Here is a 21,862-nt window from a genome sequence, read left to right on the forward strand (position 1 = left end):
ACCGTGCGCGTACTGCTGACCGGACACCAGGGCTACCTGGGCACCGTGATGGCGCCCGTCCTCGCGGCCGCCGGGCACGAGGTCGTCGGCCTCGACTCCGGCCTGTTCGCCGACTGCGTCCTCGGCCCGGCGCCCGCGGACCCGCCGGGGCACCGGGTGGACCTGCGCGACGTCACGGCCGAGCACGTGGCCGGGGTGGACGCCGTGATCCACCTGGCCGCGCTCTCCAACGACCCGCTGGGGTCGCTGGCGCCGGAGCTCACCTACGACATCAACCACCACGCGTCCGTGCGGCTGGCCGGGCTGGCCCGCGACGCCGGGGTCCAGCGTTTCCTGTACGCGTCGACCTGCTCGGTCTACGGTGCCGCCGGCGGCGACGACCTGGTGGGCGAGGACGCCCCGCTGCGCCCGGTGACGCCGTACGCGGAGTCCAAGGTGCGGGTGGAGGACGACCTGCACGCGCTGGCCGACGGCGACTTCAGCCCGGTGTACATGCGCAACGCCACCGCCTTCGGCTTCTCGCCCCGGCTGCGCGCCGACATCGTGCTGAACAACCTGGTGGGCCACGCGCTGCTGACCGGTGAGGTGCTCGTGCTCTCCGACGGCACCCCCTGGCGCCCGCTGGTGCACGCCGCCGACATCGCGCGGGCCTTCACCGCCGCGCTGACCGCGCCGCGGGAAGCGGTGCACGACCGGGCGTTCAACATCGGCAGCGAGACCAACAACGTCACGGTCGCCGAGATCGCCGGGCAGGTCGCCGAGGCGGTGTCCGGCTCCGAGGTGGTGATCACCGGGGAGACCGGCGCCGATCCGCGGTCGTACCGGGTGGACTTCTCCCGGTTCCGCGCCGCGGTGCCCGGCTTCGACTGCGAGTGGACGGTGAAGCGGGGCGCGCTCGAACTCGCCGACGCCTACCGGGAACACGGGCTGACCCGGGAGGACTTCGAGCAGCGCTTCACCCGCCTCGCCGTGCTGCGCGCGAAGTCCGACGCCAAGGCCGTCGACGACACCCTGCGGTGGCGCCGGTGAGCGAGGTCGGCGAGGAGATGCACGCGCTGGTGGAGCGGTTGTACCCGCTGTGCCGGAGCATCACCGGCGACGGCGTGCGCGCCACCCTGGAGATCGTCGGCGAGTACGTCCCGCTCGAGGTGCACGAGGTGCCGACCGGGACCCGGGTGCTCGACTGGACGGTGCCGCAGGAGTGGAACATCCGGGACGCGTACGTCGCCGACGCCTCCGGCCGGCGGGTCGTCGACTTCCGTGCGTCCAGCCTGCACGTGCTCGGCTACAGCGTGCCGGTGTCGGCGACCATGCCGCTGGCCGAGCTGCGCCCGCACCTGCACACCCTGCCGGACCGTCCGGCCTGGGTGCCGTACCGCACGAGCTACTACCAGCCGCAGTGGGGGTTCTGCCTGGCGCAGGAGACCCTGGACGCGCTGCCGGACGGCGAGTACGAGGTGCGCATCGACTCCACGCTCGCCGACGGCCACCTCACCTACGCCGAGCACGTGGTCCCCGGGCGGGTGCCCGACGAGGTGATCGTCTCCTGCCACGTCTGCCACCCGTCGCTGGCCAACGACAACCTGGCCGGCATCGCGGTGGCGGTCTTCCTGGCGCGGGCGCTGGCGGAGCGACAGCCCCACTACACCTACCGGTTCGTCTTCGCCCCCGGCACCATCGGGGCGATCACCTGGCTGGCCCGCAACAGGGAGCGGGTGGAGCGGGTCAGGCACGGCCTGGTGCTGGCCTGCGCCGGCGACCCGGGCGACCTGACGTACAAGCAGAGCAGGCGCGGCGACGCGGAGATCGACCGGGTGCTGCGGCACGTGCTGGCCGTCTCCGGGCGCCCGCACCGCATCACCGAGTTCACTCCGTACGGCTACGACGAGCGGCAGTACTGCTCACCCGGGTTCGACCTCGGTGTGGGCTCGCTCAGCCGGACCCCGTACGCCGGGTACCCCGAGTACCACACCTCGGCGGACAACCCGGACTTCGTCTCCCCCCGGGCGATGGCGGACACCCTCGCGGTCTGCCGCGAGGCGTTCGCCGTCCTGGACCGCAACCGGCGGTACGTCAACCTCAGCCCCTACGGCGAGCCGCAGCTCGGCCGGCGCGGGCTGTACGACTCGCTCGGGGGCCGCAGCGACGCCAAGCAGGCCCAGATGGCCATGCTCTGGGTGCTCAGCCTCTCCGACGGGGAGCACAGTCTGCTGGACGTCGCCGAGCGGTCCGGGCTGCCGTTCGACACCGTCGCGGCCGCGGCCGACGCCCTGCACGGCGCCGGGCTGCTCAAGACGTGACGCCCGTGACCACCGGGGGGGAGACGACGGCACCGGCCGGGTCCGCCCGGCGGGGCGTCCTCGGGCGGCTGTCCTGGGGGCTGGCCGACCAGGCGGCCTCCAGCATGAGCAACTTCGTGGTGGGCGTCTACGTGGCCCGCACGCTGGGGGTGAGCGCGTTCGGCGTGTTCAGCCTCGCCTGGGTGACCTACGGCGTGGTGCTCAACGTCTCCCGCGGAGTGGCCACCGACCCGCTCGTGGTGCGCTTCAGCGGCGTGCCGGACGCGTCCTGGCGCGGGGCGGCGGCCCGGTCGTCGGGTGCCGCGCTCGGCTCCGGCGCCGCCCTCGGCGCGGCGTGCGTGGTGGCCGGTCTCGCTCTCGGCGGCCGGGTGGGGACCGCGTTCGCCTGTCTCGGCGTCGTCCTGCCCGGACTGCTGCTGCAGGACGCGTGGCGGTTCGCGTTCTTCGCCGCCGGCGCCGGGCGAAAGGCGTTCGTCAACGACGTCGTGTGGGGCGTCGCGCTCGTTCCGGCCATGGTGGCGGCGGCCCGCGTGGGCGGCGTGTCCGCCTTCGTGCTCGCCTGGGGCGGCTCCGCCGCGGTGGCCGCGGCGTACGGCTGCTTCCAGTCCGGCATCCGGCCCCGGCTGTCCGGAGCGCGCGCGTGGGTGCGCGAGCACCGCGACCTCGGCTACCGGTACCTGGTCGAGAACGTCGCCAACAGCGGCGCGAGCCAGCTGCGGGCGTACGGGCTCGGCGTGATCGTCGGGGTCGGCGCGGTGGGCGTGGTCCGGGGGGCCGAGCTGCTGCTCGGCCCGTTCCTCGCGCTGCTGATGGGACTGTCGCTGGTCACCGTCGCGGAGGCGGCGCGGGTGCTGCGGCGGGCCCCGCACCGCCTCGGCGGGTTCTGCCTCCTGCTCGGCGGCGGACAGGCCGTCGCCGCCCTGCTCTGGGGCGGGGCCCTGCTGCTGGTGCCGGACCGGCTCGGCGAAGCCGTGCTCGGCGGCGTCTGGAGCGCTGCCGCGGAGCTCGTCGTGCCGGTCACGCTCGGCGTCGCGGGCGCCGGTCTCGGCACCGGCGCGGCGGCCGGGCTGCGCGCGCTCGGCGCGGCCCGGCGCAGCCTGCGCAGCCAGCTGATCGCCTCCGTCTGTTACGTCACCGGCGGGCTCGGCGGGGCGGCCGCGGCCGGCACGGCCGGCTCGGCCTGGGGCGTCGCCGCCGCGACCGTCTGCAGCTCGGCCGTGTGGTGGCTGCAGCTGCGGTCCGCCCTGCGCGAGCACCACCAGAACACCATCCGTGAAGTGAGGACGCCATGACCGCGCAACCCAGGCTGAGCATCGGCCTGCCCGTGTACAACGGCGAGGAGTACCTGGCCGAGTCGTTCGAGGCCCTGCTGGGCCAGACCTACGAGGACTTCGAGCTGGTCGTCTCCGACAACGCCTCCACGGACGGGACCCGGGACATCTGCCGGAAGTACGCCGCGCGGGACTCCCGCATCCGGTACATCAGGCTGTCCCGGAACATCGGCGCCGCACCGAACCACAACTACGTGTTCACCGAGTGCCGCGGCGAGCTGTTCAAGTGGGCCTCGCACGACGACCTGTACGCCCGGGACCTGCTGCGGCGCTGCGTTCAGGCGCTGGACGAACGGCCCGAGGTGATCCTCGCCCACGCCGACCAGGCGGTCGTCGACGGCGACGGCCGGGTGAAGGTCCCCTACCCGTACGGGCTCGCCACCGCATCGCCGCACGCGCCGGAGCGCTTCCGCAGCCTGCTGTTCGAGCCCGGCGGCGACGACTTCTACGGGGTGATGCGGGCCGACGTGCTGCGCCGGGTGAAGCCGCACGACAGCTACCACCACGCGGACCGCACGTTCGTCGCCGAGATCACCCTGCACGGGCCCTTCCACCAGGTGCCGGAGCTGCTGTACTTCCGCCGCGACCACCCCACCCGCGCCGAGCGGGCGAACCCCTCCAAGCGCTCCCGGTGCGTCAACCTGGACCCGCGCCGGGCCGGCCCGCTGCACCCGACGCCCCGGCTGCTCGCCGAGTACGTCTGGGGCTTCGTCTCGGCGGTCCGGCGGGCGCCGCTGTCCCCGGCCGACCGGCGCGCCTGCTACCGCCACCTGGCCGCGTGGATGACCAGCCGGGTCCGGCCGGGCGCCGGCGAGCGGGTCGAGGACCGCGCCCCGGTCGCCCCGGACCGGCTCACCGTCTCCGTCGACGCCCTCGTCGCCGGCCGTGAGGGGAGGCGGGCGTGACCGCCGCCCGCGTCGGGGTGTTCGGCCTGCTCGGCTCCGGCAACCTCGGCAACGACGGGTCGCTGGAGGCCGTGCTCGGGTACCTGCGCGCCGCGCACCCGGAGGCGGTCGTGGACGCGCTGTGCGGCGGACCCGAGGTCGTGACGGCCCGGTACGGGATCCCCGCGACGCGGCTGCACTGGTACCGCGGGGAGTACCGGACCGCGTCGCGGGCGGGCGCGATCGCGGGGAAGGGGCTGGGCAAACTCGTCGACGCCGTCCGCACCGCCGCCTGGGTGCGCCGGCACGACGTGGTGATCGTGCCGGGCATGGGTGTCCTGGAGGCCACGCTGCCGCTGCGGCCGTGGGGTTTCCCGTACGCGCTGTTCCTGCTCTGCGCGAGCGGCAGGCTGTTCGGCACCAGGGTGGCGCTGGTCGGCGTCGGCGCCGCCCCGATCGGCAGCCGGCCGACCCGGACCCTGGTGCGCTGGTCGGCACGGCTGGCGGCCCACCGGTCGTACCGGGACACCCTGTCCCGCGACGCGATGCGGGCGATGGGCGTGGACACCACGTGCGACGAGGTCCACCCGGACCTGGCGTTCGCCCTGCCGGCGCCGCCTGCGCACACCTCCTCGGGCCAGGTCTGCGTCGGCGTCATGGACTTCCACGGCGGCGACGACGACCGCGCCCGGGCGGAGGAGATCCACCGGCGCTATCTCGACGGGGTGACCCGCTTCGTCCGCGCGCTGGCCGAGGAGGGCAGGCCGGTCCGGCTGCTCACCGGCGACGCCTGCGACACGGCGGTGGTCGAGGCGATCCTCGACGCGGTGGACTCGCCGCTGGTCACCGCCGCCGGGGCCACCTCGCTGGCCGACCTGATGGAGGAGACGGCGGCGGCCGACACCGTGGTGGCGACCCGCTACCACAACCTGGTCTGCGCGCTGAGGGCCGGCACCCCGACGCTCGCGCTCAGCTACGCCGCGAAGAGCGACGCGCTGATGGCCCGGATGGGGCTGGGCGCGTACTGCCACCCGGCCCGCGAGGTCGACGCCGGCCGCCTCCTCGAACAGTTCCGGGCGCTGGAGGGGCGGTCCGCCGAACTGCGGCGGACCCTCACCGAGCGCAACCGCGTCACCACCGAACAACTCGACCGCCAGTTCACCGCGTTGACGACGGCCCTGTTCCCGTCGACCGACCACACCCACGCCGTACGGGAGACATCTTGAAGGTGACCGAAGTCCCGGCGATCGCCGGCGCGTACCTGTTCGAGCCGACGCCGCACACCGACGAACGCGGCTTCTTCTGCCGCACCTTCGACGCCGACGTGGTCCGCTCGGTGGGCCTCGACCCGGACGTCTTCGTCCAGGACAGCCTGTCCCGTTCGGTCCGCGGCGTGCTGCGCGGCCTGCACCTGCGCTCCGGCGCCGGCGAGGCCAAGCTGGTGCGGTGCTCGTACGGGAGGATCCACGACGTCGTCGTGGACCTGCGGCCGGACTCGCCGACCTACCTGGGCCGGGCCTCCTTCGAGCTGTCCGGCGACACGCAGACGACCCTCTACGTCCCGGCGGGGTGCGCGCACGGCTTCCAGGCGCTGACCGGGACCGCCGACACCTCGTACCGGATCGACCGCCCGCACGACCCGGCCGAGGACGTGACGATCGCCTTCGACGACCCGGAACTCGCCATCGACTGGCCGCTGCCGGTCACGTCCATGTCCCGGCGGGACCGGGAGGCGCCGAGCCTCGCCGAGGTCCTGAAGCACCTGGGGAAGTGAGGCCGCAGTGACCACCGAAGAGTTCGAACTGCCCCGCTCGCGGGAGGCGAACGAGCGCCTGCACGCCCTGGTCCCCGGCGGCGCGCACACCTACGCCAAGGGCGACGACCAGTACCCCGAGCACCTGGCCCCGGTCATCAGCCACGGCCGCGGCGCCCACGTGTGGGACGTCGACGGCAACCGCTACGTCGAGTACGGCTCCGGCCTGCGGTCGGTCAGCCTCGGTCACGCCCACCCGCGCGTGACCGAGGCGGTGCGGCGGGAACTGGACCGCGGCGGCAACTTCGTCCGGCCGTCCGTCGTGGAGGTCGAGGCCGCGGAGCGCTTCCTGGCCACGGTGCCGACCGCCGAGATGGTGAAGTTCGCGAAGAACGGCTCCGACGCCACCACCGCCGCGGTGCGCCTCGCCCGCGCCGCCACCGGGCGCCCGCGGGTGGCCCTCTGCGCCGACCACCCGTTCTTCTCCGTCGACGACTGGTTCATCGGCACCACGCCGATGTCCGCCGGCGTTCCGGCGGCGACCACCGACCTCACCGTGGCGTTCCCCTACGGCGACCTGGCCGCCACGGAGGAACTGCTGAACCGGTACGAGGGCGAGATCGCCTGCCTGATCCTGGAGCCGGCCACCCACACCGAGCCGCCGCCCGGCTACCTCGAGGGCCTGCGCGCACTGGCCGACCGGCACGGCTGCGTCCTGGTCTTCGACGAGATGATCACCGGCTTCCGCTGGTCCGAGGCGGGCGCCCAGGGCCTGTACGGCGTCGTCCCCGACCTCTCCACGTTCGGCAAGGCGCTGGGCAACGGGTTCGCCGTCTCCGCGCTGGCCGGGCGCCGCGAGCTGATGGAGCGGGGCGGGCTGCGCCACTCCGGCGAGCGGGTGTTCCTGCTGTCCACCACACACGGTGCGGAGACCCACTCCCTGGCCGCCGCGATGGCCGTACAGGCCACCTACACCGAGGAGGGCGTCACCGCGCGGTTGCACGCCCTCGGCGAGAAGCTGGCCGCCGGCGTCCGCGAGGCCGCGGCCGGCATGGGCGTCGGCGACCACGTCGTCGTCCGGGGCCGGGCCAGCAACCTGGTCTTCGCCACCCTCGACGAAGACGGGCGGCCGTCCCAGGAGTACCGCACCCTGTTCCTGCGCCGGCTCCTCGCGGGCGGGGTGCTGGCCCCCTCGTTCGTGGTGAGCAGCGCGCTCGGCGACGCCGACATCGACCACACCGTCGAGGTCGTGGCCCAGGCGTGCGCGGTGTACCGCAAGGCACTGGACGCCGGCGACCCAGCCCCCTGGCTGGGCGGACGCCCGGTGAAGCCGGTCTTCCGCCGGCTGGCGTGACATGACGTGCTGTCAGGGGCGCCGCTCCCGGCCGGCGCCGGCCACCCGGTCGACCCACCACGCGGCCGCCGGTGTCACCGCCAGCGCGGTGCACCAGCCGCCGAGGACGTCGGTCGGGTAGTGCGCGCCCAGGGCGACCTGGGCCCAGCCCATCGCGGCGCCCACGACGAGTGCCGCGCCGAGCACGAGTGACGTGCCGGCCGTCCTGCCGAGGCCGAGCCGGCCGGTCGCGAGCAGCGCCACCACGAGGGCGAACGCGGTGAGGAAGGCGGTGTGCCCACTCGGGTAGGACAGGTTGGCGTCGCCGTGGATGGTCCGCCCCACCAGAGGCTTGAGCACCTTGGTCACCCCCACGGCCGGACCGGTCCCGACCACGACCAGCACCGCCGCGCGGGGCCACCGGAGCAGCAGACAGCCCGTCACGGCGGCCCCGGCCAGCACCGCGGCTCCCACGGGCTCCCCCAGGAAGTCCGTGGCCAGGGCGGCGTGCCGCCACGGCGGCCCCACTCCGTCCACCGCGATCCGCGCGTCCACCCCGCCGGGCTCGCCGTCGCCGGCGTACACGACCCCGAGCGCGGCGACCACCAGCGCGGCGAGGGCCGCGATCAGCCCGAGCCACGCGCGCAGCGGCGGGGGCAGCACCTCGGGCGCCGGCCGGCCGGTCACACGCCGGCCGCGGGCGGGCCGGATCAGATCCTCCACCATCGGTCCATCATCGCCGCCGCGCCCGCCGGATGCCCCGCCCTGTGGACAACTCACCCGTGACGGCCGCGTCAGCCGGGCAGGTCCCGTTCGGCGACGACCGTCCTGCCGACGGGAGGCGGTCCAGGACCTCCCACCGGTCGGCGAGCGCCTCCACCAGGACCATGCCCCGGCCCGTCTCCGCGAGCGGCGGGTGCGCGGTGGGGACGACGGGCCGGCCCTCGCTCGGGTGTCCGGGGCCTCGATGCGCAGGTTCCGGCCGAGCAGACCGACGACGACCTCGAAGTCCCGTCCGGGGACACGTCCGTGCGTGACGGCGTCGGCCGCCGGCTCGGCGACGAGCAGGGCGGCGGTGTCGGACGCCTCGCTGCCGTGCGGGACGCCCCGGGCGTCGAGCCGGTGCAGCACGAGGTGGCGGGCGAGGCGGGCGCCGCGCGGGGTGGAGCCGAGCCGCTGGGTGAACACACGTACGGTGACGGGCCCTTGGCGGGTCGCGGAGATGGGTGGTGGTGTCATGTGCCCCATGTGGTGGGGCACCCGGGCCGTTCACCAGCAACGACCCGCGTACGCCGAGGTGCGTACGCACACATGTGGTGAACGGCGCGGACGCTGGAAGTCGCGCACCGCGTGCACGGAGCATCGAGCGCCTGCCCGGGGCGCGATGTGATCCGTATCCTGGGGTCCGCCCGGCCCATGGCCACCCGTTGCGTACCGGAGGCATCCCCGTTGAACGCGGACCTCAGTTCCGTCACCGGCGTCCGGCAGACATTGGCCGTCGTCCTGCCGGTCCGGTTCACCGCGCCCGCCGACTGGCCGGCCGGCCCCCTGCCCTTCGAACTCGGCAGCCGTCGCACCGATGCCACCACCCGGCGGACGTACTTCACCCCGGCCGCCGCCCGCGTCCTCTACGGCACACCCGAAAGGCCGTGTCGCTGGCACCGGTTCATGGACGTGCAGCACGGGCCCCTGCACCTCAGGGGGATCGAGTTGTTGCGCACGGCCACCGCCCGCCACCCGGACCACGGGCTGGCGGTGCTGCACTTCGACGTCGAAGGCCCCCACCTGCTGGAGACGCTGCGTGCCATCGGCCACCGCAGCCCCGCCGCCCCCGACCCGCTCGACGGCCCGCTCTCCCCCGGAGCGCTGCTGGCCGGTATCGCCGAACCGCGCGGCGCCGCCGCCCCGTTCGCGATCGCCCGCCCGTACACAATCGCGTTCCTCACACCCGGCGCACAGCACACTCCCGCACTGCGGCAGGACGGACGGCTTCCGGAGACGGCCGACCAGTGGCTCTGGTACCTCGCCTCGAGGTCCACGGAGGCCGACTTCCCCACCCCGCTCGAGCAGTGGCCCGACCGGACGGAAAACGCGCTGCGCATATCCGCCGACTGGAGCGCTCTGGTGCTACGCCACGGTGCGGCCTTCCTCGGACACCGCGCCGACCCGGGAGAGAACGACTTCTACGGCTTCGCGCAGTTGCACGGCCGCACCGTCTACCTCGACGCCCTGCTGCTCGGCAGCATCCAGCGCGACCACATCGACGAACTGACCGATGACCTCGCCGGCGTCTTCGACGGCCCGAAGCTCGCCCGCCGTATGTCCACCCTCGAACGGCACATCGCCACGTTCCGCAGCACCTACTGGCGTCAGCACCTCACCGCCCACGGTCCGGCCAACGAACTGCTGTTGGGTTTCCAGACCCAGTACCGCCTCGCGGAGCGCTTCGGCGAGATCCTCGCCGAAGCGGCGGACTACGCAAGGCTGGTGCAGACCCAGGAGAGTCAGCAGATCGCGGGCGCACTCGGTGTCCTGACCGTTCTGGGCCTGCCGGTCGGTACAGCCCTGAGCATCCTCCAGGTGCTCGGTGCCAAGGGAGTCGTCGCCGTCCTCGTCGCACTCGCCGCCGCGCTGGCCACCACGGCCCTGGCCCTCACCACGCGCTACGGCCGCCTCGTGCTGTCCTCATTGCGCGGCAGGGGACCCGACGGCGGCCGGTGACGCCCGGCCCCCGTCACCGGGACGAGCACAGCGGCGGGATACCGCCTGTTCCCGCCCTTGATCACGCGCCAGCCTGCTGGCCGCGAACCGGGAAAAGGATGTGGGACACGGAGTGGGAGCCAATGAGGGGGAGCCGCTCCGGCTGTACGGGAAAGTCCCGAGCTATACGGAATCGGCCCCCGAGGTCTTCCTCGGCACGGCGAGGAAGGCAGCGGAGTCGGTCCTGTCGGACATTGCGGTGCGGGAGGCGGAGGAGGCCAGCATCATGCGCACCATCGACCCCTCTGCTTTCGCGGAGCGGGAGAACTGGTAGCCGCGTGTCCTGGACGACGTGCGGCACACCCTCAACTTCCATTTGCTCTTCTTGCCCACTACCCGGAACCGCTTTCTCCGGGACCTGTCGTCCCAGTATCAGGCTGTCCGGCTCAGAGGGGGGACCTCAGTCGGCGCACGCCCGTCGATCCGCACAGACCGCCGCACCCGAGCCCCCGTTCCTTGGTCTTCGTCCTCGTTCACCAGTTCCCGTAGTCCTCCACGTAGGTGGCGATCAGCTCGAGCAGGGCGTCGGCCCGGTGCCGGTCCTCGCGTTGCTCGCGCAGGGCCTTGTCGGCGGCCTGGAGGCGGGCCAGGGCGGCCGGTTCACCGTCGACCAGGTCGTCGACCACCGCCACCGTGGTGACCAGGTCCAGGCATTCGGTGAGCAGACGGCGGGTGGCCGGGACGGGGGGAGCGGGGTCGGGGGCGGCGAAGCCGGTGGTCAGGTAGCGCGCGGGGTCCGTGAGGCTCCAGCCGGCGACGGTTCCGTGCTGGACGAGGAGCGCCACGTCGGGGGCGATGCCGATGCGGGCATCCAGCGGTTCGTCGAGGACGTCGAGGTCGCGCAGGCAGGTCAGCACGGCATCGCCGGGAGCGCGGCACAGCACCGTGCACATCTCGTGGCGGAAGTCCCTGACCTCGTCCGCGCGGAGTCCGCCCGGGCGTACTTCAGGCGGGACGGGAAGGCGGGCCGAGTCCTCGGCTGAGGCGGACTCTTCCGGAATTCGGAATTCAGCCCCGACCAGATGTCGGTCGCTCGGGGCGAAGCGGAAAACGTCGGGGAGGTCCCACAGCAGGTCCTGGCTGCCGAACGTGTCCGCGAGGAACTTCTCCCGCTCCACCCGGTCCGCATAGGGGGAAACGATCAGGGAAGTACCGAGGAGACGGGGAACGAGGTCGAGCGGCTCGTCCGTCACCGTCGCGGACCAGCCGCCGTCGAACTTCAGTTTCGTCGTCATCACTGCCTCATCTGATCTGTACCGCCGGAGGCTGGAAGCGGCCGTCCTTGGCGGGAATTCTGCCGTTCACGATGTCCTCGTGCGTCACCGGGGCGCCGGGGTCCGTGGGTTTCCCGCCGAGCGCCGTGGCCCCGGACTCGCCCTTGATGCCCGAGGGACCGTACGCCGTGATGGCCTGGCCCTGGGTGGTGCCGGGGCCGTCGATCACCACGATGTCGTCACCCTGTCGGAAGGTGAACGTCCCGGCCGTGCCCGTCGAGTGGTACACGGCGTCCGGGTTCTTGAGGATCTCGACGACCCGTTCGTCGCCGAAGGCGTGCCGGGTGTCCCCGTGGTAGTCGTGGCGCTTCCTGAACCCGCCGTCCTGTGCTCTCTCGACGATGTCGTCCACGACCTTGTTGATCCGCTTCTGGGCCCTTTCCTCCTTGGTGTACTTGGGCATCAGGCCCAGCGGGTCGCACCCGCTGTGCGGGTTGTCCACGTACGCGACGGGGTTCGGCGCGGGGGCCAGGCCGAGGGGGTCCGGGGAGGTGTAACGGCCGGTCTCGGGGTCGTAGTACCGGAGGCAGTTGTAGTGGAGGCCGGTCTCGGGGTCGTAGTACTGGCCGGGGAAGCGCAGCGGGGTGTAGGCGCTGCTGTCGCGGGCCCAGGCGGTGGTGCCCCAGAGCGTGCTCCGGGTGTGCCAGGCGATGTCGCCGGTCTCGTCGATGAGTTCGGTGGGGGTGCCGACGAGGTCGGTGGCGATGGCGAAGAACCGGCGGTCGATCTCCTCCTGGCCGCTGTCGGCCGTGAGGATGCGTTCGGTCTGGGTCAGGGGGACGACGTCCCGGTGGTCCCAGGTGAGGACGACCGTGTGCGGGTCGTCGGGTCGGTGGCTGGTCTGTTCGCACAGGGTGAGGCCGTCCCAGGTGAAGCGGACCTCCTCGACCACGCTCTCGCCGTCGGCCGCCAGGCGCTGCTTCGCGGTGCGGCGGCCCAGCGGGTCGTAGCGGTAGCGCCACCGAGTTCCGTCGGGGGTGGTGACGGAGGTGAGGCGGTTCTCCGTGTCCCACGCGTAGCGCCAGGTGTCGGGCTTGCGGGACAGGCGGGTCCTCTGCCGCAGGGTGACGCGGCCCAGGGCGTCGTGCTCGAAGCGGACGCCGCCGGCGCGGGTGATGCGGGTGCCGCTGTAGGCGCGCTCCCCGGTCGCCTCACCGCCCGGATGCCGGTCCGGCCAGGTCGCCGAGGTCTGGTTGCCCGCGTCGTCGTACGCGTACCGCTCCGTCCATCCCGGCGCGCGGACGGCGGTGACCCGGCCCAGCGGGTCCAGGTCGAAGGTGCGGGTGCCCGACAGCCGGTCCGCGACCGAGGTGAGGTGGCCGTCGGCGCGGTAGGCGTAGGCACGGCCGGTGACGGTGCGGGCTCCGGCGGTGGTGTGCTGCGCGGTGAGCCGTCCGGCCTCGTCCCAGGCCGACGTCGTGGTGAGCGCGTCGGCGAAGACGCGGGCCAGCTCGCGGCCGGCGGCGTCGTGGGTGAAGTCGATCCGCCGGCCGCCCGTGGTCAGCCGCAGGGGGAGCCCGCCGGATCCGTAGGAGTAGGACGTGACGTGGCCGGTGGGCGTGGTCCGGCGGATACGCCGCCCCAGGTCGTCGTAGGAGTACACGAGCGGGCGGCCGTCCGACAGTTCCGTCTTGACCTGCCCGCGACGGTCGTACTGGTACCGCAGTTCGCCCTCCGGGCCGACCGCCTCCAGGAGGCGCCCGGCCGGGTCGTAGGCGTAGGTCGTCACCCGCCCGTCGACGACCTTGCGGAGCACCCGGCCGAGCCGGTCGCGCTCGAAGGAGACGGTCCCGCCGAGGGCGTCGGTCCGCTCGGCGAGCCGGCCCGCGGCGTCCGTGCGGTAGGTCAGGGTGCGTCCGTCGAAGTCGGTCTCGGACACGATGTTGCCGACCGCGTCGTACTCGTAGGTCCAGGCCAGACCCTGCGGGTTGGTGACCCGGGTGAGACGCAGGTCGTTGTCGTGCTCGAACGCGTAGCGGGCGCCGTCGGGCCGGGTGCCGGCGAGCGGGAGGTCGAAGTGGGTGTACTCGTAGCGGGACACGCCGCCGGCGGCGTCGGTGTGGGTCAGGCAGTTGCCCTCACCGTCATAGGTCCATGACTCGGTGGCGCCGCCCGGGGCGGTACGGCGGGCGAGCTGCCCGTCCGCGGTCCACTCCAGTCGGGTGACCCCGCCCGTCGGGCCGGTGACGCGGACCGGGCGGCCGAGCCCGTCCCGCTCGGTGCGGGTGGTGGCCCCGGACGGGTCGGTCACCTCCACCACCAGCCCCGCCGCGTCGCACACCACCCGGGTGGTGCCCCCGAGGGCGTCGGTGACCGAGGTGAGCCGGCCGGCGCCGTCGTAGGAGGTGCGGGTGGTACGGCCGGCCGGGTCAGTGACGGCGGTCCGGTTGCCGCGTTCGTCGTACGTGTACGCCGTGCGGGCGCCGTCCGGTCCCGTGACCTCCACCGGCAGCTCGAACGGACCGCGCTCGACGCGCAGTCCGGAGCCGTCCGGACGGACGGCCGAGACCAGCCGCCCCTCCTCGTCGTACGTGAAGCCGGTGGTGCAGCCGAGCGGGTCGGTGCGGGTGAGCAGGTTGCCGTGGGTGTCGTGGGTGAACCGGGTGGTGTGGCCGAGCGCGTCGGTCGTGGCGATCACCCGGCAGCGGTGGTCGACGAGGTGGCGGGTGGTGCGGCCGTCGGCGGTGGTGAGCGTGGTGGTGCGGTGGCCGGTTTCGGGGTCGGGTTCGGTGTAGGCGAGGGTGATCTGGACGTGGCCGGCCTCGCCGCCCTCGGCGACGACGCGGTCGCGGTCGTCGTAGACGTAGTCGTAGCGGCTTCCGTTGGAATCGATCCAGGCGGTGACGCGGCGGTGGTCGTCGTAGACGAAGGCGGTGGTGGCGCCGGAGGGCTTGGTGGCGGTGGCGAGGTCGCCGCCTTCGTAGCCGTAGGCCATCAGCGGCAGGTCGGTGCCGTCCTCGCCCGCGCCGGCCAGCAAGAGGGCGGTGATCCGGCCGTCGGCGCAGGTCAGCTTCACCTGGTGGCCGGCCGAGTGGACCAGGGCCAGCGGCAGGCCGTCGTCGGCGCGGTCGACGGTGACGGTGTGGCCGTTGCGGTCGGTGAGGGACGTCAGCCAGGCGGTTCCGTCGCCGCCGGGTTCGACGCCGGGCGGGGCGGTGAAGTGGCGGGTCAGGCCGGTGTCGGGGTCGGTGAGCGTGTAGTCGCCGTCCCCGTCGCGGGCCAGCAGGGTGCGGGCGGTGCCGGAGTCGGGGCGGGCGGGGGTGCCGGGGACCGGGTGCGGATAGGTGATCAGGAGGCCGTCGGCGCCGGCGTGGACGACGCCGACCGGGTCGATCTCCAGGCGCTCGTCGACGGTGGACGTCCAGGACGGCCCCAGGAAGCGGCCGGCCGTGCAGCCGGACTCGGTGCGCCGGGTGAACACCAGCGGCAGGATGCCGGGGATCTCCACATCCGTCTGGGGCAGGAACATCCGGCCCGAGGCGAGGTCGACGGGGTCGGTGCCGTCGGTGGTGCGGGTGCCGTCGGGGCGGTCGTGGGTGCCGCCGGGGGCGTCGTCGACCAGGTTGCGGAGACGGGCGGCGTCGGCGGCGTCCGCGGCGATGCGCACGCTCTTGACCGCGGCGCCGCCCCCGCCGGTGGCCGCGGTCAGCGCGAGGTCGGGGACGAGCCGGCCGAAGCCCTCGTAGGGGTCCTTCATGAAGTCGCCGACCATCTGCCTGCCGGTGCCCACCGGGTCGTTGGCGGCCAGCACCAGGCCGGAGGCCAGGTTGTTGAGGTTCGTGGCGTACTCGGCGGGGTGGGTGATGTTGTACGGGTCCAGCGGGTTGATCCCGCGCACGAAGTTCACCAGCCCCGCGCTGCCCTTGATGATCCCGCCGCGGACGTGGTCGCCCATGATCTGCCACTCCCGCAGGCCGTCACCCGCCTGCTGCGCGTACGACGGCTTCTCGGGGGCCAGGTCCCGCGCCGCGCGGACGGCGCTGCGGGCGGTCTCCGCGGCCGTGTTCCGCTGCTCGCGGGCGTCGGCGAGGATCTCCTGGGCCTCCTGCATCAGCTTCCTGCCCGGGTCCTGGAACGTGGCGGCGGGGCGGGGCGGCAGCGTGGACGGGTCGCGCTGCTCCGGGGGCTGGGCGTTGTAGCGCTCGACGGCCCTGTTGTAGCCGTCGACCTTCTCGCGGTGGGCGTCGGCGGCGTCCTCGGACGCCTCGACCCCGTCCTTCCACTTCTCGATCGCCGTCTGCGCCTGCCCCTGTGCCCAGGTCACGGTGGAGGCGAACGACTCCAGCGCGGCGGCCGCCTCCTCACAGGCGTCGGCGCCCCTGAACCACTTGGGCGGCTGGGTGCTCACCGCCGTGCGCAGCGCCTCGGCCGCCTTGCCCTCGAGCCGGGAGGAGTCCAGGCCCTTCAGCCCCTCGCCGGCGTCGTCGAACGCCTTCCGGAAGGCGCGGAGTTTCCCGGCGGTGGAGCGGATCTTCTCCGGACTGCCGTAGATGAGCTTGGTCTTGTCCTCGGTCTGCCCGAGGTCCAGCTCGTCGACCTCGGCGCCCATCCGGTTCGCGACCGAGCGCGACTGCTCGCGCACCCAGTCCGCGCCGGACTCCCAGCCGACGTCGTCCAGCCGGTCCGCGGTCCAGTTCCCCGCGCCCTCGACCCGGTCGCCGACCCACTCGACACCGTCCTCGACCGCGTCCTCGACCGAGTCCGGCGTGATGTCCTTGATGAAGTCGCCGATGCCCACGTTCAGTCACCCCCGCCGTCGCCCGGCCCGCCCTGTCCACCCTGCTGCTGCGCCTGCCGGGCGCGTTCCTCGGGCGAGGGACCGAACGTCTCGTCCAGCGCCCGGTCCCACTCCTGCTCGTCGACGCCCAGCGCCTCGTTGAGCATCTCCGACCGCCGGCCGCCCTGTCCCTCCGTGAGCAGCGTCCGGCCGGTGTCCTTCCAGGTCTGCTCCATCTCCTGGCCCGCCCGGTCCCACGACCCGGCACTCCAGTCCGGGTCCAGGGCGTCCGGCGTGAACACCTCGCCCCAGCCCTGTCGGGTGATCTCCTCCTCGGAGGCGTGCGGATTGCCACCCGCCACGGAGTTGACCCCCACCTTCAGCGCCCCCTCGACGTACTGGTCGTGCTCCCACTGCGTGCCGGCCGCCAGACCGAGCCGGTCCGCGAGCTCGCTGGCGTCGTGCACCAGGGCGCGCACGCCCCACTCCCAGCGCTCGCAGAAGTCCTCGAAATCGACCGACAGCCCGTGGTGCCCGGCCTCCATCCCCGTCATCGACAACTGGGAGAAGCCCTTGCCCATCACCGAGCCGGTCGCGCCGCCCAGGTCGCCCAGCCCGTCGATGGTGGCGCCCACACCCTGCGTGAACTTCGCCACCGACGCCTCGTCGAAGCTCAGGTCCAGCCCGTCACCGCCCACGACCACGCTCCTCCCCGGCCGTCCCGGCATCGACGGCGGCCCCGTCCGGAACGATCCCGGTGACCGGCGGGAAGAACATCGACCCGTCCTCGGTGGCGATGTCCACGGCGAGGCCGGCGGGCTCTCCCAGGCCCGGCACGATCTCGTCCACGATGCGCGCGCCCAGCAGCGCGGCGTACTCCACCGGCCGCTCCCCCGGCCCGTGAACAAGCGCGAACCGGGCCAGCGCCGTCTCGTCCGTGAAGGCGCACACCCACCGCACCCCGCCCGAACGCGCGCTCCACAGGCGCCCGTCGACGGACGGGACCAGCAGGACCGTCCTGCGCATCTCGCCGACCAGCGCCCGGGGGTCGCCGACCCCCGCCCGCCGCTCGGCGATCCGCTCGGCCAACGCCGTCCTGGGCTGCTCCACGACCCCTCCCTCGTTCCGGACGATGCCTGATGAGACCGTAGGCCATGACGCGCGGGGCCGGGGTGACGGTTCTCATGTCCCGTGAGGACGCGGCGCGGGCGCGGACGGACCTGTGGCCACGGTCTGTCGGCCGGCACGGCGGACCGTGGCGTGGCCGGTGTCCGCCGGCGCCTCCACCACTTGAACGCAAGCGCGTTCGACATCACGGTCCGTGCTTCCACGGTGCGGTCGTCCAGGGTTCGAGAGGCACACGAGGCGCATGCGGCAGTCAACCGCCCAGATCATCCGCAATCCGGTCCTGCCGGGTTCGCACCCTGATCCGTCCGCGCTGCGCGTGGGCGCCGACTGGCACCCCGTCGGACCGCCCCTCGACGCCACCGTCCTGTCCGACGAGCACGCCGAGGAGTTCGAGGACGGCCGGATCCGGGCCCTCGGCCTCACCGGCGCGTTCGCCGGCCTGTGGGCCTGGGACCTCACCGGGGGCGGTCTGCCCGCCGATTTCGACGAGGCGGCCTGGCGCGCGCTCCGTTGACGTCGTATGACGCGCCCCCGGGAAGACCCTTCGAGGGCGGAGCCGTGGTCCAGCGGGCTGTGCCGGCCTGCGGCGGCCGGTGGTTCAGGGGATGGCCGGGGCCGGGGAGGGACTGCCCGCCGTGGTCACCGGGGCGCGGTGCGACGGCTCCGTCGCCCTGCCCGAAGGCGGCCGTACCGGCCGGGCACGGGGCCTCGGCAGCCGCCCGCCGCAGGCCGGCGGACGCGTGCGCCCGGAGCCCGGGACGGGTGCTTCGGGCCGCACCCGCGGGGCTGTGGTAGCTTCCGAACGCCAGTCGAACCCGTGCACACGGCCTTCCGCGTGCACGGGTCAGGGAATCCGGTGGGAGCCCGGAACTGACGCGCAGCGGTGAGGGTGACGGGCGGGGCAGCAGCCACTGGACGACGGTCACAACCGGGTCCGGGAAGGCGTTCCGCCGGGGTGATCCCGAGTCCGAAGACCTGCTGGCGACCGATCGTCCGCACGGGCCCCGCGTATGGGTCCTGACGTTGAGGAAGCCGCCACCGTGCATCTGCCACGTCCCGCCCGCTGTTCCGTCCTGCTCCTGACCGGGGCGCTGTTGCTCACCGCGTGCGGTTCCGGCGCGGGGTCCGGCTCGTCCGGAAAGCCCGCCCCCGCCGGAGCGCGGGCCGTCACGCTCGACAACTGCGGGCAGGAGGTGACGGTCGGGGCCCCGCCGAAGCGGGCCGTGTCCCTGAACCAGGGCACCACCGAGATCCTGCTCTCCCTCGGCCTGGCCGACCGCATGGTGGGGACGGCCACCTGGACCGACCCGGTCATGAAGGGACTGGAGCGGGCCGCCGCGAAGGTGCCCCGGCTGGCCGACGACCAGCCGTCGTTCGAGCGGGTCCTGGACGTCGAACCGGACTTCGTGGCCTCCTCCTTCGCCTCCACCCTGGGCAAGGGCGGGGTGGCCCCCCGCGACAGGTTCGAGGAGCTCGGCGTGCCCACGTACCTCTCGCCCGCCGACTGCGAGGGCAAGGACAACAGCGGCGACGGCGACGGCTCGCGGACGAAGCCCCTGACCATGGACACCGTCCACCGCGAGGTGCGGGAACTGGCGCGGGTCTTCGGGGTGGAGGAACGGGGCGAGAGGCTGGTCGCCCGGCTGGGGAGCCGGGTGGCGGAGGCCGCGTCCGGGATCCGCGCGGGGGACACCACCGTGCTGTACTGGTTCGCGAACCAGGAGTCCCCCTACATGGCGGGCTGCTGCGGTGCGCCCGGCGTCATCACGAACGCGCTCGGCGCGAAGAACGTCTTCGACGACACCACGCAGGAATGGCCCCAGATCAACTGGGAGACCGTCGCCGACCGCGACCCCGACGTGCTCGTCATCGGCGACCTCACCCGCAGGTCGCAGACCGCCGAGTCGGCCGAGAAGAAGATCGCGTTCCTGGAGTCGAACCCGGCGACGAGGAACATGGAGGCGGTGAGGGAGAAGCGGTACGTGCTGCTCAGCGGGCAGGCCATGAACCCGACGATCCGCACCGTCGAGGGCGTGGAGAAGGTGGCCGCCGCGCTGCGCGAGTACGGGCTCGCCGGATGACCACCACGCCGCGGTCCTCCCCGGCCCGCCCGCCGCGGGGCGCCGCGGGTGCGCTGCGCGGCGTGGCCGGCCTGGGCGCCGGGCTGGCGGTGCTCGCCGCGTCCGTCGCCGTGGCCATCACCATCGGCCCGGCGGACATCGGTGTCGGCGACGCCTGGTCGGTGGTCGCCTCCCGTCTGGGGTGGGGCACGACGGAGCTGACCCCGATCCGGGAGGGCATCGTCTGGAACCTGCGGCTGCCGCGCACCCTGCTCGCGGCGGTGTGCGGTGCCGGGCTCGCCGTGTGCGGCGCGGTGATGCAGTCGTTGCTGCGCAACCCGCTCGCCGACCCCTTCGTCCTGGGCGTCTCCTCCGGGGCGTCGACCGGCGCCGTCGTCGTGATCGTCCTCGGCGCCGGCGGCGGTGTCCTGTCCGTCTCCGGCGGCGCGTTCGTGGGCGCGGTGGGCTCGTTCGCGCTGGTGCTGCTGCTCAGCCACACGCTCGGCGGGACGACGGACCGCGTGGTGCTGTCCGGAGTGGCCGCGATGCAGCTGTTCTCCGCCCTGACCTCGTTCGTGGTGACGACGACGGCCGACGCGGAGACCACCCGGGGCGTGCTGTTCTGGCTGCTCGGGTCGCTCGGCGGGGCCGGCTGGACCGAGGTGGGGCTGTGCCTGGCCGTCCTGGCGCTCGCCCTCGTGGTGTGCCTGGGGCACGCACGCACCCTGGACGCCTTCGCCTTCGGCCGGAACGCCGCGGCGACCCTCGGGGTCGCGGTCGCCCGGACCCGACTGGTGCTGCTGTGCGTGACCGCGCTGCTGACCGCCGCGCTGGTCAGCTCGGCCGGTGCGATCGGCTTCGTCGGCCTGGTCCTGCCGCACGCCGCCCGCGCCCTCGTCGGCCCGGGGCACGCCCGGCTGCTGCCGGTCACCGCGCTCGCCGGGGCGGTGTTCCTGGTCTGGGCCGACACCCTGGCCCGTACCGTCCTCGATCCCCGGGAGGTGCCGGTGGGCGTGGTGACCTCGCTGGTCGGCGTCCCGGCGTTCGTCCTGGTGCTGTACCGCACGAGGAGGATGCGATGACGGCCGGCGCCCAGCGGCGGGACGGGGTCGCCCGGCGCCCCGGCCCCGGGCGGGCGACCGCCGGACAGGCGTCCACCGGGGAGCCGCCCGCCGGGTCGCCCACCCTCGCCGCCGACCGCGTGAGCCGCGGCGTCGACGGACGGCTGATCCTCGACGGCGTGAGCCTCGCTCCCCGCCCCGGCTCCGTGACCGGGCTGCTCGGCCCCAACGGCTCGGGGAAGTCGACGCTGCTGCGGCTGCTGGCCGGCGTCCTCGCCCCCGCCTCCGGCGTCGTCACCCTCGACGGGCGTCCCCTCGGCGACTGGGGCCGCCGGTCCGTGGCCCGGCGCGTGGCCGTCGTCGAGCAGCACGCCGACACCCTCGTCGAGCTGACCGTCCTCGACGTCGTACGCCTCGGCCGCATCCCGCACCGCCGCGCCTGGACCCCCGCGACCGCGGCGGACGAGGAGGCCGTGCGCACCGCCCTGGAGCGCACCGGCCTCGCCGACCGCGCCGACCAGCCCTGGCACACGCTCTCCGGCGGCGAGCGGCAGCGCGTGCAGATCGCCCGCGCCCTGGCCCAGGAACCGCGCGAGCTGCTGCTGGACGAACCGACCAACCACCTCGACATCCAGCACCAGCTCGACCTGCTGAACCTGGTCGCCGAGCTGCCCGTCACCAGCGTCGTCGCCCTGCACGACCTGAACCTGGCGGCCATGTACTGCGACCAGGTCGTCGTGCTCCGGCAGGGCCGGGCGGTCGCCGCCGGCACCCCGGGCGGCACGCTGACCGAGTCCCTGATCGCCGACGTCTACGGCGTACGCGCCGCGGTCACCCGCCCCGGCCCCGGCGACCGGCCGCACATCCGCTTCCTGGGCACGGTGGCCGGGAACTGACGACGGCCGGCGCCCGGGCGACGGAGTCCGCGGGGAGCGTGCGGTCCGCCTGCGGACCGCACCACGGTCGTGGTTCGGCCGGGGCCGTCGCGGACCGGGTCACCGTGGCCGATGTCGTTGGTCCAAGCCGACGACCGCGCGTCCGGACCGGGCTTCGCGGGGCGACGTTTCCCGCACACCAGCACGGTTACCCATGGTGTGTCGTGCCCCACGCGTCCCGGCGCCGGGGGCGGTCGTTCGCCGACGGCATCGGAAAGGGAGCCTGCATGGCCAGCACGAAGGTGTCCGACTACGTTCTCCGGCGGCTGCGTGAGGCCAACTGGTACGCCCGGCACCTGCGGCTGCGCGGCCGGATGCGCGGCTCC

Annotated in this window: 18 protein-coding genes, 1 pseudogene and 1 riboswitch; of the genes and pseudogenes, 13 read left to right on the forward strand and 6 right to left on the reverse strand. The window is 73.9% G+C overall.

From position 1 onward, the window contains the following. The first annotated feature begins 3 nt into the window (after nt 1-3). The 7 genes from KYY02_RS30450 to KYY02_RS30480 are packed head-to-tail and all read left to right on the forward strand — an operon-like array spanning nt 4 to nt 7,622. On the forward strand, nt 4-1,029 hold the full coding sequence (locus KYY02_RS30450; RefSeq protein ID WP_371243611.1) for an NAD-dependent epimerase/dehydratase family protein: 1,026 nt from the start codon (nt 4-6) through the stop codon (nt 1,027-1,029). Continuing rightward, a complete protein-coding gene (locus KYY02_RS30455; RefSeq protein WP_371243613.1) occupies nt 1,017-2,300 on the forward strand; it encodes a DUF4910 domain-containing protein in 1,284 nt (427 codons plus the stop codon). Before KYY02_RS30450 ends, KYY02_RS30455 begins: the two co-directional genes overlap by 13 nt. 5 nt (nt 2,301-2,305) lie before the next feature. Then, nucleotides 2,306-3,592: an MATE family efflux transporter gene (locus KYY02_RS30460; RefSeq protein WP_371243615.1), complete on the forward strand. Its 1,287-nt coding sequence runs from the start codon at nt 2,306-2,308 to the stop codon at nt 3,590-3,592. After that, the gene (locus KYY02_RS30465; RefSeq protein WP_371243617.1) at nt 3,589-4,536 is read left to right on the forward strand and encodes a glycosyltransferase family 2 protein; all 948 of its coding nucleotides are present in this window, start codon (nt 3,589-3,591) and stop codon (nt 4,534-4,536) included. Before KYY02_RS30460 ends, KYY02_RS30465 begins: the two co-directional genes overlap by 4 nt. After that, the gene (locus KYY02_RS30470; protein ID WP_371243619.1) at nt 4,533-5,741 is read left to right on the forward strand and encodes a polysaccharide pyruvyl transferase family protein; all 1,209 of its coding nucleotides are present in this window, start codon (nt 4,533-4,535) and stop codon (nt 5,739-5,741) included. Before KYY02_RS30465 ends, KYY02_RS30470 begins: the two co-directional genes overlap by 4 nt. After that, nucleotides 5,738-6,289: a dTDP-4-dehydrorhamnose 3,5-epimerase family protein gene (locus KYY02_RS30475; RefSeq protein ID WP_371243621.1), complete on the forward strand. Its 552-nt coding sequence runs from the start codon at nt 5,738-5,740 to the stop codon at nt 6,287-6,289. The genes KYY02_RS30470 and KYY02_RS30475 overlap by 4 nt, the downstream gene beginning before the upstream one ends. 7 nt (nt 6,290-6,296) lie before the next feature. After that, nucleotides 6,297-7,622 carry a glutamate-1-semialdehyde 2,1-aminomutase gene (locus tag KYY02_RS30480; protein WP_371243623.1) on the forward strand — a complete coding sequence of 442 codons (1,326 nt, stop codon included), beginning with the start codon at nt 6,297-6,299 and terminating at the stop codon, nt 7,620-7,622. A 12-nt stretch (nt 7,623-7,634) separates the two neighbouring features. On the opposite strand, the gene KYY02_RS30485 is transcribed toward KYY02_RS30480, so the two are convergent. Together KYY02_RS30485 and KYY02_RS30490 are read right to left on the reverse strand one after the other, a co-directional pair. Continuing rightward, nucleotides 7,635-8,288: a phosphatase PAP2 family protein gene (locus KYY02_RS30485; RefSeq protein ID WP_371243645.1), complete on the reverse strand. Its 654-nt coding sequence runs from the start codon at nt 8,286-8,288 to the stop codon at nt 7,635-7,637. Nucleotides 8,289-8,395: 107 nt separating this feature from the next. Beyond that, nucleotides 8,396-8,840, reverse strand: a pseudogene (locus KYY02_RS30490) (ATP-binding protein). A gap of 177 nt (nt 8,841-9,017) precedes the next feature. Here KYY02_RS30490 and KYY02_RS30495 point away from each other — a divergent pair. Together KYY02_RS30495 and KYY02_RS30500 are read left to right on the forward strand one after the other, a co-directional pair. Further along, on the forward strand, nt 9,018-10,322 hold the full coding sequence (locus KYY02_RS30495) for a hypothetical protein (protein WP_371243625.1): 1,305 nt from the start codon (nt 9,018-9,020) through the stop codon (nt 10,320-10,322). A 112-nt stretch (nt 10,323-10,434) separates the two neighbouring features. Continuing rightward, on the forward strand, nt 10,435-10,635 hold the full coding sequence (locus KYY02_RS30500) for a hypothetical protein (protein WP_371243627.1): 201 nt from the start codon (nt 10,435-10,437) through the stop codon (nt 10,633-10,635). 199 nt (nt 10,636-10,834) lie between these two features. Here KYY02_RS30500 and KYY02_RS30505 read toward each other — a convergent pair whose 3' ends face one another. Genes KYY02_RS30505 through KYY02_RS30520 form a run of 4 tightly spaced genes read right to left on the reverse strand, consistent with a single transcriptional unit; the run spans nt 10,835 to nt 17,462 of the window. Beyond that, the gene (locus KYY02_RS30505) at nt 10,835-11,596 is read right to left on the reverse strand and encodes a hypothetical protein (protein ID WP_371243629.1); all 762 of its coding nucleotides are present in this window, start codon (nt 11,594-11,596) and stop codon (nt 10,835-10,837) included. Nucleotides 11,597-11,603: 7 nt separating this feature from the next. Next, on the reverse strand, nt 11,604-16,373 hold the full coding sequence (locus tag KYY02_RS30510; protein WP_371243631.1) for a putative T7SS-secreted protein: 4,770 nt from the start codon (nt 16,371-16,373) through the stop codon (nt 11,604-11,606). Between the two features lie 2 nt (nt 16,374-16,375). Continuing rightward, nucleotides 16,376-17,050, reverse strand: coding sequence for a hypothetical protein (locus KYY02_RS30515; protein ID WP_371243633.1), 675 nt, complete (start codon nt 17,048-17,050; stop codon nt 16,376-16,378). Beyond that, complete coding sequence (locus tag KYY02_RS30520) at nt 17,040-17,462, reverse strand: hypothetical protein (protein WP_371243635.1); 423 nt, start codon at nt 17,460-17,462, stop codon at nt 17,040-17,042. The genes KYY02_RS30515 and KYY02_RS30520 overlap by 11 nt, the downstream gene beginning before the upstream one ends. Before the next feature lie 259 nt (nt 17,463-17,721). Here KYY02_RS30520 and KYY02_RS30525 point away from each other — a divergent pair, with 259 nt between their 5' ends. From KYY02_RS30525 to KYY02_RS30540, 4 genes are all read left to right on the forward strand, one after another. Further along, nucleotides 17,722-17,994: a beta-xylosidase family glycoside hydrolase gene (locus tag KYY02_RS30525; protein WP_371243637.1), complete on the forward strand. Its 273-nt coding sequence runs from the start codon at nt 17,722-17,724 to the stop codon at nt 17,992-17,994. Between the two features lie 332 nt (nt 17,995-18,326). Then, a riboswitch (cobalamin riboswitch) is annotated at nt 18,327-18,457 on the forward strand. Nucleotides 18,458-18,520: 63 nt separating this feature from the next. Then, nucleotides 18,521-19,561, forward strand: a complete 1,041-nt coding sequence (locus KYY02_RS30530) for an ABC transporter substrate-binding protein (protein ID WP_503167879.1) — start codon at nt 18,521-18,523, stop codon at nt 19,559-19,561. Further along, entirely contained in the window at nt 19,558-20,622 is a 1,065-nt protein-coding gene (locus KYY02_RS30535; protein ID WP_371243641.1) for a FecCD family ABC transporter permease, read from the forward strand. Before KYY02_RS30530 ends, KYY02_RS30535 begins: the two co-directional genes overlap by 4 nt. Next, nucleotides 20,619-21,497, forward strand: coding sequence for an ABC transporter ATP-binding protein (locus KYY02_RS30540; RefSeq protein ID WP_371243643.1), 879 nt, complete (start codon nt 20,619-20,621; stop codon nt 21,495-21,497). Before KYY02_RS30535 ends, KYY02_RS30540 begins: the two co-directional genes overlap by 4 nt. Nucleotides 21,498-21,862: the final 365 nt, after the last annotated feature.

Source organism: Streptomyces pimonensis, assembly GCF_041380215.1.
In the GTDB taxonomy this organism is placed as follows: domain Bacteria; phylum Actinomycetota; class Actinomycetes; order Streptomycetales; family Streptomycetaceae; genus Streptomyces; species Streptomyces pimonensis.